We start from the raw sequence: 12,537 nt of genomic DNA on the forward strand, positions 1-12,537 counted from the left end.
TCAGGACCTGCGCGCGGCGAGTGCGAGAGCCGCTGCGGACTCGGCGTCGCGTTCGGTGCGCCGGTCGACCACACGGGCCGCCTTCCAGCTGACCATCGCGCCGGTGCCGGTGATGCTGCCCAGGGTGCCGACTTCGACGCCGACGGCGACACCGAGCCGGTCGCGGACCGCTGCGAGGGCGGTCTCGTCCGTGCGCGGTGCGGTGGCGCCCGGGGTCTCGAAGCGCAGGGTGAGCCGGTCGGCGCCGTCGTCGCCGGAGTCGAGCACCACCTGGTAGTCGAGGTAGCCGCCGAACGGGGCGAGCAGCAGGTTCTCCAGGTCGTAGCCGGTCATGCGGTGCCCGCCGACGCTCAGCTCGTCGCGGGTGCGGCCCAGGACCTCCAGCACGGGGGCCGGCAGCGTGCGGTCCGGGGCGGCTTCCCGCATCCGCACCAGGTCTCCGGTGCGGTACCGGATCAGCGGCTTGAGGCCCTGGTAGAGCGACGTGACGACCAGTTCGCCCAGCAGCACGCCGTCGGCGTCGGGTTCCACGGGTGCGTCGCCGGCCGGGTCGATCACCTCGTAGTGGTTGATCACGGGCATCGTGTAGAGGTGGCCGTCGGCTGCCGCCGCGCCCAGCAGGGACGCCTCCTGCGAGCCGTACAGCGCGTTGTACGCGCGGGCGCCCCACAGCTCGCCGATGCCCGCCAGCAGGGCCGGGGAGGCCAGCTCACCGGTGAGCATCAGTACCTCGACCGGCAGGTCCCGGGCCGGGTCCAGACCCGCGGCCACGGCCTTCTTGGCGAGGGTGAGGGCCATGCCCGGTGTGCAGAACAGCCCGGTGAGCGGGATCTCGCGGATGGCCGCCAGGGCGCGGTCGAAGCCGACCATCGGCGAGTGCGGCCACATCTTGGCGACGGCGATACCGAGGTTGCGGCACACCTCGCCGAAGGTGTCCCCGAAGGCGTGCATCTCGGTCGGACCGGACACACCGATGAACTGGTCCTCGCCGTAGGGGCGCAGGATCGTCTCGTAGTGCGAGGTCAGCACGGCGTTGTTGTGCAGTGAGTCGGTGTTGTCCCTCGGGCAGGGGGTGACCGCGCCGGTGGTGCCGGTGGTCTCGTAGAAGATCCAGGCCTTGCTCAGCGGCCGGGACAGCACGTCCTGCTGGGCGGCGCGCAGGTCGTCCTTCGTGGTGAAGGGGAAGGCGGCCAGGTCCTCGGCGGACAGGCTCGCCAGGAGCGCGGGCGCGTCCGCCAGGTGCCTGCGGTAGAAGGGGGAGTGCTCGCGGACGTGGTCCAGCGTGGCGCGGAACGCCTCCAGTTGGTGTGCGGCAAGCCGCTCCTCACTCCAGCGGCCCGCGGCGAAGTCCCGCTGCCTGCTGATGATGCCGCGGCCGACGGCGGCCGCCTCGTCGTCGTACAGGGTGAACATGGTGTGCTCCTCTGTTCCTGTCCTCGCCCCGGTGGCCGGGGCGGAGGCTGGTCAGGCGGGTTCGTGGATGTCGGCGATCACCCAGTCGCTGATCTCGCGCCAGCGCCGCGCCGACTCCTGGTGGAAGGGGTGGTTGAGGTACTGGTCGAGGGCCGCCTGGTCCTCGACCACGCCGACGGCCGCGAAGTCGTAGGCGATGTCGCGGTCGCTCACGTTGCGGCCGGTGATCCAGGAACGCAGGCCCGGTACCTCGGTGCCGACCTGCTGCGAGGACTCCTCGGCGGCGAGGGCGCGCGGGTCGGACCAGTCGCAGCCGGGCTTGAACTTGAAGAGCACGATGTGCCGGATCACGGTGTCCCTCCGGGTGGGCGATCGGCGGAAGACTTCGAGCAGGACAGGGGGCCCGCCGGGCGGACGACGAAGGGGCCCGGTGCGGCCCGCCCCCTCAGGGGGGCGGGGGTGGGCCGCACCGGGCCCCGGTCCTCGCCGGGCGGTCAGCCCGCGAAGGCGGTTGCCCGGAGTGCCTGAACGACCTCGGTCATGGCCTGGCGGGAGCGTGCCAGTGCCCGCGTGAGCTGGAAGAAGCCGTGGAAGACACCGGGGTAGTGCAGGCTGTCGACCTTGACTCCGGCCAGCCGCAGCCGCTCGGCGTAGTCGCGGCCCTCGTCGCGCAGCGCGTCGTGTTCGGCGGTGACCACGATCGCCGGCGGCAGCCCGGACAGGTCGGTGGTGAACGCGGGTGACGCCAGCGGGTCGGAGGGGTCCGCCGTACCGAGGTAGTTCTTCCAGAACCAGGCGATCTCCTCCGGGCCGAGCATCACCGTGCTCTCGGTGCGCATCGAGGCGGACTGCGGGCTGTGGCCGGTCATGGGGCAGACCAGCACCTGTCCGCTGAGCGCCGGCCCGGACCGCTCCCGGGCCAGCAGGGTGACGGCGGTGGCCAGGGTCGCACCGGAACTCTCTCCGCCGACCGCGGCGCGCGCCGGGTCCGCGCCGATCGCGGAGGCGTTCTCCACGGCCCAGACGGTGGCCGCGTAGGCGTCCTCCAACGGGGCCGGGAAGGGGTGTTCGGGAGCGAGACGGTACTCCACGGACACCACCACGCAGTTGGCCTCGGCCGCCAGGTGGCGGGCGGCTCCGTCGGTGGAGTTCAGGTCGCCGAGCGTGAAGCCACCGCCGTGGAACCAGACCAGGAGCGGTAGTTCCCGCTCCGGTCCGGGGCGGTAGATCCGCACCGGCACCGGCCCGTCCGGGCCGGGCACCGTGCGGTCGCTGATCTCGTGGAGCTCGGGACCCGGTGCCGGCGGTGCCGCACCGAGGATCGCGCGGGCCGTCTCCACGGGCAGCGTGTCGAGCGTCGTGGTCTTGGCGGCGGCAACCGCCTGCAGCGTTGCCGCGGCGTCCGGGTCCAGTGGCACCGGATTCTCCTTTCCGCGTGCCGGCCGTTCGCCGGCACGCATCTCAGGCCAGGAACTTGGCGATGCGCGCGGCGACTTCCTCGCGGCGCTCCAGCTGCGGTACGTGACCGGCTCGCTCGACCAACTCGACTTCGGCGCCGGCGATGCCCGCCGCCAGGTCCTGGGCGTACACCGGGGGGACGAGCTTGTCCTCGGCGCCCCACAGGACGAGCGTCTCGGCCTTGATCCGGCGCAGCCGCTTGGCCAGACCGCGTTCGGCGATGGGCCAGATGAAGTGGCTGGTGCTGGCGATGGTGCTGAACACCGCGATGGTGGCGTCGATGTCGGCCGTCGGGTCCTGCATCCCGGCGACGATCGCGGCGACGGCGGGGTGCTCCAGGTCGTGGTAGAGCAGGCCGGGCAGCTCGTGGCCGGGCACGATGACGTGGTCACGGACGGGCGCGTCGTCGCGCCACAGGCCGAGGGCGTCGATGAGGACCAGCTTGCGGACCCGGTCGGGGTACACGGCCGCGAACTCCGCCGCCACCATGCCGCCGAAGGAGTGGCCGACGATGTCGAACTTCTCCAGGCCGAGCTGCTCGAACAGGTCGTGGTAGTAGAGCAGCAGGTCCCACAGGTGGTCGAGGTGGACCAGGTCCTCGGGCTCGGCGCTGCCGGGGCTGGCCGGCGCGTAGACCTTGTGGCCGGCGGCCAGATCCTCAAGGAAGCCCTCCCAGGACTGGCCGAACAGGCCGTGCAGGAAGACGACCGGGGTGCCGTCGCCCCCCACGAGGACGGTGTTGTTCGCGAACCCGCCGGGCAGCGGGACGCTCACAGGGGTGAAGGTGCTCATGCCGAAACCTCCGTGGTGGCACCGGACTGCGGGACGGACAGGTCGGAGTTCCGGGTCGCGCCGGTCGGCCACCAGTGGTCCTGGTAACCGTGGCCGTCCCAGATGTGACTGATCTTGGGCATCACCTGCTCGGCGAACAGGCGGATGTTGCGCTCGGTCTGCTCCCTGGTCATGGTCGACAGCTGGAGGATGACCATCAGGTGGCCGACGCGGAGGCTCTTGACCGCCGCGGTCAGCTTGTCGACGACGGTGGCGGGGGAGCCACCGATGACCATCGCGTCTTCCTCGACGTGCTGCTTCCAGGTCATGTCGCGGCCGGCCGGGACGCCGAACGGCGCGTTCTTCTTGCTCTGTCCCGGCTTGCCGAGGAACGACTGCAGGGCGGCCTTCTTGAAGTAGCCGGGGACGAAGGCGTGGTGCGGGGCCACGTACATCGCCTTGTCGTAGAAGTCGCGGATGTGCGGCATGTAGATCTTCTCGGCCTCGGCGTCGGTGTCGGCGACCACGACGACCTGGGCGAAGCCCGCACGGTAGGGGTTGTCGTCCAGACCGGCCTGCTCGACGGTCTGCCAGAAGCCGTCCATCAGCTGCTTGCCGTACTTGTGTCCGCCCCAGCTGAGGTACGTGTAGACGTAGTCGTTGTCCGTGGCGAACTTCCAGGTCTCCGGGGAGCCGCCGCCACCCAGCCAGATCGGCGGGTGCGGGTCCTGCTGGTAGGGCTGCGGCCACGGGTTGACGTAACGCAGCTTGTTGTACTTGCCGTTGAAGGGGAAGGGGCCGGACTCCGTCCAGGCGCGCTTGATGAGGTCATGGGCCTCGAAGTAGCGCGAGCGCACCTCGGTGGGGGTGATGCCGTGCACGATGGTGGTGTCCATCGGGGAGCCGACCGGCATGCCGGCGATGATGCGGCCGCCGCTCATGCAGTCGAGCGTGGCGAGTTCCTCGGCGACCCGGGTCGGCGGGTTGTACTGGACGAGGGTGTTGCCCAGCACCATGATCGCCGCGTCCGACTTCTTGCGGGCCAGGATCGAGGCGGCCAGATTCGGCGAGCCGGAGAAGCTGTAGCCGTTGGAGTGGTGCTCGTTGACGCCGATCCCGTCGAATCCGAGATCGTCGGCGAGTTCCAGCTCGTCGATGTTCCAGTTCAGGTACTGGTGCACCTTGCGCGGGTCGCACAGTTCCTTGTTGGGGGCGGTGGCCCAGATGCTCTCGTAACGCTCCCGGAAATCGTCGGGAAGCTCCCGGTAGCCTTGCAGGTGGAAAAAGATGGACTTCATGACCCGTCTTTCTTCGATGGGGCGGACGGCCGGTGACAGCAGGAAAGGGGAGGCGTTCTGCGGTGTGAGGGTCAGACGACGGCGTCGCGGCGCTGCGCGGCGAATTCGGCGACCTGACGGCCGACGGTTTCCAGCTGGGCGGCCGTCTTCGGATCGGCCACCGAGCCGTCGGGGCCGAACACCGGCCCGCTGGTGTTCACGGCCACGCCCAGCGGAGTGGGCCAGCCGCGCAGGGCGTGCACGATGGAACGCAGACCGGTGAGGACGGGGGCGGCCTGGGCGCCCCCGGCCGTCACCACGCACCCCACGGCGCGCCCGTCGAGATAGGGCCGGGCGTCGTCCCGGAGGTCCTCGATGTAGTCGAGGGCGTTCTTGACCAGCCCGGACACGCCTCCGTGATAGGCGGGCGAGCCCAGGACCAGGCCGTCGGCGGCGGCGACCGCGGCGAGCAGTCGACGGGCGGCGGGCGTGCGCTCGCCCGATGTCGGGTCGTACAGGGGAATCCGCAGCTCCTCGGCGCCGAGCAGGAGGGTGTCCGCACCCGCGCGGGCCGCACCGTCGAGGGCAGCCCGCAGGGCCCGCTCGGTCGACGATCCCGGCCGGTGCGTTCCGCCCAGGCCCACCACGAACGGGCGCCTCGGGTCCCGGGGAATCTCCGCGACGCCGACCGCGCCTGCCGCGGGTGTTCCCGTGTCGATCGCGGTCACTTCACCACCTCCATAGCTCTTGGCGACAGGAGGAAGCTAGGAGGGGGTAGTTAGTGCGTGGTTACGTCGTCCCGGCGCACCCTCGCCGGATGGTGCGCCTGCCTTTTCCCGCGTCGCGCGCGAGCCGCGTCCCGGTCCTTTCCGGTGCTGTGCGAGGGCCCGTGCATAACCGGTCCCTAACCCGGCCCTTTCTAGGGTTCGCGCGTATCCGGCCCGCGTTCGGGCGGATCTGCATCCGAATCGGCTCCGGAACCAGGACCGTCGTATTCGGGTTTCGGAAATCAGTGACTTGAGGGAGGGCGTTGTCGTGCTGCCGGAACACAAGGCTTGGCGGGACCAGGTGTCGGAGGCACTGGGCGGGCACCCCGACGGGGGGACGGGATCGGCCGTGTCCGTACCGTGCGCGGTGGGCCCGGACCCGGTGGCCGCCGTCACCGCGCTCGCGGCGTTCCTGTACCGCTGCACCGGCGATCCGGAGCAGGTGATCGCCCTGCGCCGGGCCGGCCTGTCGGAGCTGGTGCTGGCCGTACCGGTCGACACCGAGGCACCCGTCGAGGAACTTGCCCAAAAAGTCAAGGAGTTGGTGGCGGCCGGTGTCGGCGCCGGGGTCGACGCGGTGCCCCAGGCGTGCGTGACCGACGAGCCCGGCGCCGGACCGTCCGCGCCGGTCGCGGGCCTGGCTCTCTCCACGACGGACGGCACCCTGACCGCGGACGGATTCCTCTCCGGTGACGAGCTGCGCACGGCGGCGACCTGGCTGGCCCGGCTCGCCGAGGCCGCCGCGGCTGTCCCCGCCACTCCCGTGGGCGCGCTGCCTCTGCTGGACGAGGCGGAGCGCGCCGCACGCCTGGCGGCGGCCTCCTTCGCCGGACGGCCCGGGGAGGAGCACGGAGGCGAGGACGTCCCGTACTTCCACGAGGCCGTGGCCGCCGCCGCCCGGCGCGACCCGGAGGCCCTCGCCGTCGCCGACTCCGCGCTGCGGCTGACCTACGGCGAACTCGACGCACTGGCGGGACGTCTGGCCGGCCACCTGGCCGGGGCCGGGGTGACGGCCGGCGACCGGGTCGCGCTCCTGCTGCCCCGCAGCGCTCGCCATCTCCTCGCCCAGCTCGCCGTCCTGAGGCTCGGCGCCACGGTCGTGCTTCTCGACCCCTCCCAGCCCGCCGATCGACTGGCCCTGCTGATCGCCGACAGCGCCCCCGCCGCCGTCGTCACCGCGGGCGGAACGGCAGCGCACCACCCCGTCGAGGTCAGCCTCGACGACGACGCCTGGCAGCAGGCCGAGCCGTGCACCGGTGAGGCGTCCGTCACCGACGACTCGATCTGTCACCTGGTCTTCACCTCCGGCTCCACCGGCACCCCGAAGGCCGTCGCCCAGCGGCACGGCGCACTGCGCGCCCTGGTGCGCACCCTGGCCGAGCAGACCGGCATCGCTCCGGGCGCCCGCGGCACCTGGCTCTCCCCGCCCGGCGTCGGGCTGCTCGTGGTCGACTGCTTCCCGCTGCTGGCCGCCGGAGCGGCGGTGCTGATCCCGGAGCCGGACGTCGCGGGCCACCCCGAGGCACTGCGTGACTGGCTGCTGGCGGAGAAGGTCACCCACACCCTGGTGCTGACCGCGTTCGCCGAGCGGCTGTGGGCCCTGTCGTGGCCCGCCGACGGCGCTCTGCGCAGCATGCGGCTCGCGGGGGAGCGGCTGAGCTCCTGGCCTCCCGGCGAACTGCCGTACGAGGTGCTGAACGTCTACGGCTCCTCCGAGGCGACCGTCGTCGCCACCGGCAACCTCACCCGCACCGCCCGCGGCCTCACCCCCGCCGAGCGGGCCCGCCGACTGCCCCCGATCGGCAGTCCCGCACCCGGAGTGCATGCCTACGTGCTGGACGCCGGACTTGGCCCGGTGCCCTACGGCGTGCCCGGCGAACTGTACGTCTCCGGCGTGTCACTGGCTGCCGGATACCCCGACAACCCGGCCGCGCACGCCGAGAAGTACCTGCCGAACACCGTTCCGGGCGACCCCCACCCGCTGCTGTACCGCACCGGAGACACCGCCCGCCAGTGGCCCGACGGCACCCTGGAGATCGTTGGCCGCGCCGACCACGAGGTGAAGATCCGCGGCTTCCGCGTCCACCCCGGCGAGGTCGAGTCGGCCCTCGCCGCGCTGCCCGAGGTCGGGCTGGCCGTGGTCACCGCTCGCGAGGACGTTCCCGGTGAGCGTCGCCTCGTCGCCTACGTCGAGCCCGCGCCCGGAGCCACGCCGCGCGGGTCCGAACTGCGCGCCCGACTCGCCGACCGGCTGCCGCAGTACATGGTCCCCTCGGCCTGGGTGGTTCTCGACGAGCTTCCGCTGTCCCGCAACGGCAAGGTCGACCGCGCGGCGTTGCCCGCCCCCGGCCGTGAACGCCCCGACGTCAGAGCCGAGTTCACCGCCCCGCGCGACGAGACCGAGCGCGCGCTCGCCGCCGCCTGGCGGGACGTCCTGGGCCTGGACGAGGTCGGTGTGCTGGACGACTTCTTCGAGCTCGGTGGCGACTCCCTCGCCGCGGTCCGCCTGGTCACGCGCGTCTCCCAGGAGACGGGCCTGCACTTCGCCCTCTCGGACCTGGCCGTCGCCCCGCACGTGCGGGCCGCCGCCGCCCGCCTCGCGGAGCTCGGCAACGCCCCCGGCCCCGACGAGCTGCCGGTGCTCGCCCCGGTCGGCGACGCCCACACCCCGTTCCCTCTCACCGAAGTGCAGCAGGCGTTCTGGATCGGTCGCGGCTCGGCTGTCGACTTCGGCAACGTCGGCTGCCACGGATACTTCGAGTGGGAGCGCGAACAGCTCGACCCCGACCGCTTCCGCCGTGCCTGGCAGCGGCTGATGGAGCGGCACGACATGCTGGGCGCGGTGATCCTGCCCGACGGCACCCAGCAGGTGCTGCCCGGACTGGACGGGGACGGCATCACCGTGCTCGACCTGCGCGGCAGCGACCCGGAGCAGGCCGAAGCCGAAATGCTGCGGGTCCGTGAGGAGATGGCGCACCAGGTCCTCGACGCCCACCGCTGGCCGCTGTACGACGTGCGGCTGTCGCTGATGCCCGACGGCCGGGTCCGCCTGCACATGGGCATCGACCTGCTCATCATGGACGCATGGAGCTGGTTCCAGGTACTGCTGCCCGACCTGATCGACTTCTACGAGCACCCCGAAGCCGAACCCGAGCCCCTGGAGGTCACCTTCCGCGACTACGTCGTCAGCTCCCTGCCGGCCCTGGAGGAGTCCGAGCGCTACCGCGTCGCACGCGAGTACTGGCTGTCCCGGCTGCCCGACCTGCCCCCGGCCCCCGACCTGCCGATGCTCGCCGAGCCCGAGGGCGAGGTCCGCTTCGAGCGGTTCGCCCACCTGGTGGACGCCGAGCGCTGGCAACTGCTCAAGGACCGCGCGCAGCGCTCCGGGATCACTGCCTCCGGCGTGCTGACCGCCGCGTTCTGCGAGGTGGTACGCGCCTGGTCCGCGAGCGACCGGTTCACCATCAACTTCCCGCTGTTCGACCGGCTCCCGGTCCACCCGCAGATCGACCGGCTGCTCGGCGACTTCTCCAACACCCTCATGGTCGCCGTGGAGAAGACCGACGGTACCTTCGTGGAGCGGGCGCGCTCCATCCAGGAGCAGCTGTGGCGCGACCTGGAGCACCGCCACTTCAACGGCGTCGACGTCCTGCGCCAGATCAGCCGGCTCCAGGGCGCCTCGCTGCGCCCCGTCATGCCGATCGTCGTCACCAGCCTCCTCGGCCACCCGCCGCGCCAGCAGGCGTCCGCGCTCGGCCGGGAGACCTACGGCGTCTCGCAGACCCCGCAGGTGCTGCTGGACGTGCAGATCCGTGAGATCGACCGTGCCCTGCACTTCAAGTGGGACCACCTCGCGGCGTACTTCCCGGCCGGCATGATCAAGGCCATGTTCGGCGCGTACGTCGCCCTCGTCGACCGCCTCATCGACGACGAGGCCGCCTGGGGCCACGAGCGGTTCACCCTCGTCCCCGAGGCCCAGTCGCGCCGCCGCGCCGAGGTCAACGCCACGGACGCCGAGGTGCCCGACGGGCTGCTGCACGAACTGCTCGCCCGGCGCGCCGAGGCCGACCCGGCCGCGCCGGCCGTCATCACCAGCGGCCGCACCCTCTCCTTCGGCGAGCTGTACGCGGCCGCCAACCGCATCGGGCACGGGCTGCGCGCGGCGGGGACCCGCCCCGGCGAGCTGATCGCGGTGGTCATGGAGAAGGGCTGGGAACAGTACCCGGCCGTCTACGGCGCCCTGACCGCCGGCGGCGGCTACCTCCCCGTCGACCCCGGCCTGCCCCCCGAGCGCCTCGCCCACATCCTCGCCGCCGCCGGCGTGCGCACCGTGCTCACCCAGCCCCGGCTCGCCGCCCGGCCCGGCTGGCCCGAGGGCGTGACCGTGCTCGCCCTCGACCCGGAGCTGTCAGCCTTCCCGGCGGACGCCTCGCCGCTGGAGAGCGTCCAGCGGCCCACGGACCCCGCGTACACCATCTTCACCTCCGGCTCGACCGGCACGCCCAAGGGCGTCGTCGTCGACCACCGGGCCATCCTCAACATGCTCACCGACGTCAACACCCGCTTCGGCGTCGGACCGGCCGACCGTGCCTTCGCCATCTCCGCGCTGCACTTCGACATCTCCGTCTACGACGTCTTCGGCGTACTCGCCGCCGGCGGTGCGGCGGTCGTCCCCGACCCCTCCGAACACCCCGACCCCAGGCACTGGGCCGACCTGGTGGAGCGCACCGGGGCCACCCTGTGGAACTCCGTGCCCGCGCTGATGGAGATGCTGGTCGACCGGGTCGAGCAGCTGTCCGGGCCGGACCGGGACGCACTGCGCTCGCTGCGCAACGTGATGATGGGAGGCGACTTCATCCCGCTGCCGCTGCCCGGCCGGCTGCGGGCGCTCGCCCCCGAGGTGTCCGTGCTGAGCGTCGGCGGGCCCACCGAGACGGCCTGCTTCTCGATCCTGTACCCCATCGACCCCGACGCGATCGACCCGCGCTGGGCGAGCATCCCGTACGGGTTCCCGATGGCCAACCAGCGCTACCACATCCTCGACGACCGGCTCGCTCCCCGGCCCGACTGGGTGCCCGGCCGGATGGTGGTCTCCAGCGAGGTCGGTCTCGCCCACGGCTACCTCGGCGACGAGGAACAGACCCGCCGCAGCTTCCTGACCCTGCCGTCCGGTGAACGCGCCTACGACACCGGTGACCTCGGCCGGTACCGCCCGGACGGCTCCATCGAGATCCTGGGCCGCCAGGACTTCCAGGTGAAGATCAACGGCTACCGGATCGAGCTCGGTGAGGTCGAGGCCGCCCTGGAGCGCCACCCCACGGTCCGCTCGGCCGTCGTCACCGCGCCCGGCGGGAGCGGCGCCCGGCGGCTCGTCGCGTTCGTGGTGCCCGCCGCCGACGCCGCGGTGGACACCGCCGCCCTGCGCTCCTTCGCCGGGACGTGGCTGCCGCCGTACATGGTGCCCGGCGACGTACGGGTCCTCGATCGGCTTCCGCTGACCGGGAACGGCAAGACGGACCGCCGCGCGCTGGCCCGGATCGCCATGGAGGAGGCGCCCGAGAACGCCGTCGCCGACGTGCCGGCGCCCGACGGTCCGCTCGAACGCTACGTGGCGACCGTCTACGCGCAGGTGCTGGGCCTGGAACGGGTGGAGACCGGAGACGACTTCTTCCACCTCGGCGGCGACTCGCTGACCGGCACCAGGCTGGCCGGCCGGCTCACCGAGGCCATGGGCACCGAGATCACCCTGCGGGAGGTGTTCGGCGAGACGACCCCGGCCTCCCTGGCGGCCGTCATCGCGGCCAGGCCCGGCCAGGGCGAGAGCGCGGTGTTGCTCGCCGAGGCACTGCTGGAACTGGACGCCGTCCAGGCCCGGACGGGCTGACCCGCGGCGCACGGCACGCACACGGCCGGGGCCGGGCGGACTCGGAGGAGTCCCCCGGCCCCGGCCGTTCGGGGGCGTTGTCCCGCCGCGCTCAGACGAGTGCCTCGCCGAACCGCGCGAGATCGCCGGCGACTTCCGCCGCCAGCTCCGCGGGACGCTCGGTGAGGTAGAAGTGCCCGCCGTCGAACATGCGGTGCCGGAACCCTCCCGTGGTCAGTTCCGCCCAGGCCGCGAGGCCGGCCACCGAGGTCTCCCGGTCCGCGCGCCCGCCGTACGCGGCGACCGGCATCTCCAACGGCGGCTCCGGGCGGTGGCGATAGGTCTCCACCACGGCGAAATCGGCGCGCAGGGTGGGCAGGAACAGCTTCAGCAGCTCGGGCTGATCCAGCAGTTCGCGGGGGGTGCCCCCGTAGTGCGGCAGCCGCGCGGCGAAAGCGTCGTCGTCGAGCCCGTGCATCACCACACGGCCGGTCCGGGGCCGGTGCGGGGCATCGAGCCCGGACACCAGCAGGCTGTCGGGCATCCGGGCGCCGCGCGCCCGCAGCAGCCGGGCCAGCTCGAAGGCGACCAGCGCACCCATGCTGTGCCCGAAGAACGCCAGCCGCTGTCCGGGCGCCGGGTCCAGATGCGGGGCCAGGTCCTCGACGAGGTCGAGCAGCAGCGGTTCCAGCGAGACGTGCGGCCGCTCGTTCCAGCGCCGTTCGCGGCCCGGCAACCGCACGACGCGCAGCTCCGCGCAGGGGGCCAGCAGTTCGGCGAGGTGCCGGTAGCCGGCGGTGCCCGCGCCCGCGTTGGGGAAGCACAGCAGCCGCACGGGCGCCCCGGGCTGCGGGCGGGGCACGAGCGTCGAGACATCCGGTACGAGGGGCGACATCGGGACTCCAATGCGTCGGACGGTTGGGGACCCGATCCGTACCCCGGCGCGGTTGGCTCCCGGTTACCCGCGCGAACCGGTCCCGTCCCCCTC

The 12,537-nt window shown here is 72.5% G+C and carries 8 protein-coding genes; 1 reads left to right on the top strand and 7 read right to left on the bottom strand.

The annotated features are described in order from the left end of the window. From GSY65_RS24265 to GSY65_RS24290, 6 genes are all read right to left on the bottom strand, one after another. Nucleotides 1–1,413 (bottom strand): phenylacetate--CoA ligase family protein, encoded by a 1,413-nt coding sequence (locus GSY65_RS24265; protein ID WP_159772455.1) that lies wholly within the window; start codon nucleotides 1,411–1,413, stop codon nucleotides 1–3. A 51-nt stretch (nucleotides 1,414–1,464) separates the two neighbouring features. Continuing rightward, nucleotides 1,465–1,764, bottom strand: coding sequence for a Dabb family protein (locus GSY65_RS24270; RefSeq protein WP_159772458.1), 300 nt, complete (start codon nucleotides 1,762–1,764; stop codon nucleotides 1,465–1,467). 143 nt (nucleotides 1,765–1,907) lie between these two features. Further along, a complete protein-coding gene (locus GSY65_RS24275; protein WP_159772460.1) occupies nucleotides 1,908–2,831 on the bottom strand; it encodes an alpha/beta hydrolase in 924 nt (307 codons plus the stop codon). A 43-nt stretch (nucleotides 2,832–2,874) separates the two neighbouring features. Beyond that, nucleotides 2,875–3,663 (bottom strand): alpha/beta fold hydrolase, encoded by a 789-nt coding sequence (locus tag GSY65_RS24280; RefSeq protein WP_159772463.1) that lies wholly within the window; start codon nucleotides 3,661–3,663, stop codon nucleotides 2,875–2,877. After that, nucleotides 3,660–4,940, bottom strand: coding sequence for an LLM class flavin-dependent oxidoreductase (locus tag GSY65_RS24285; protein WP_159772466.1), 1,281 nt, complete (start codon nucleotides 4,938–4,940; stop codon nucleotides 3,660–3,662). Before GSY65_RS24285 ends, GSY65_RS24280 begins: the two co-directional genes overlap by 4 nt. A gap of 71 nt (nucleotides 4,941–5,011) precedes the next feature. Beyond that, on the bottom strand, nucleotides 5,012–5,647 hold the full coding sequence (locus tag GSY65_RS24290) for an NADPH-dependent FMN reductase (RefSeq protein ID WP_236580023.1): 636 nt from the start codon (nucleotides 5,645–5,647) through the stop codon (nucleotides 5,012–5,014). Between the two features lie 307 nt (nucleotides 5,648–5,954). Between GSY65_RS24290 and GSY65_RS24295 the strand changes: the two genes are divergently transcribed. Beyond that, nucleotides 5,955–11,570 (top strand): non-ribosomal peptide synthetase, encoded by a 5,616-nt coding sequence (locus GSY65_RS24295; RefSeq protein ID WP_159772469.1) that lies wholly within the window; start codon nucleotides 5,955–5,957, stop codon nucleotides 11,568–11,570. Between the two features lie 91 nt (nucleotides 11,571–11,661). On the opposite strand, the gene GSY65_RS24300 is transcribed toward GSY65_RS24295, so the two are convergent. Beyond that, the gene (locus tag GSY65_RS24300) at nucleotides 11,662–12,444 is read right to left on the bottom strand and encodes a thioesterase II family protein (RefSeq protein ID WP_159772472.1); all 783 of its coding nucleotides are present in this window, start codon (nucleotides 12,442–12,444) and stop codon (nucleotides 11,662–11,664) included. Nucleotides 12,445–12,537 lie beyond the last annotated feature (93 nt).

Origin of the sequence: Streptomyces sp. HM190 (assembly GCF_009857135.1) — a bacterium.
GTDB lineage: Bacteria > Actinomycetota > Actinomycetes > Streptomycetales > Streptomycetaceae > Streptomyces > Streptomyces heilongjiangensis.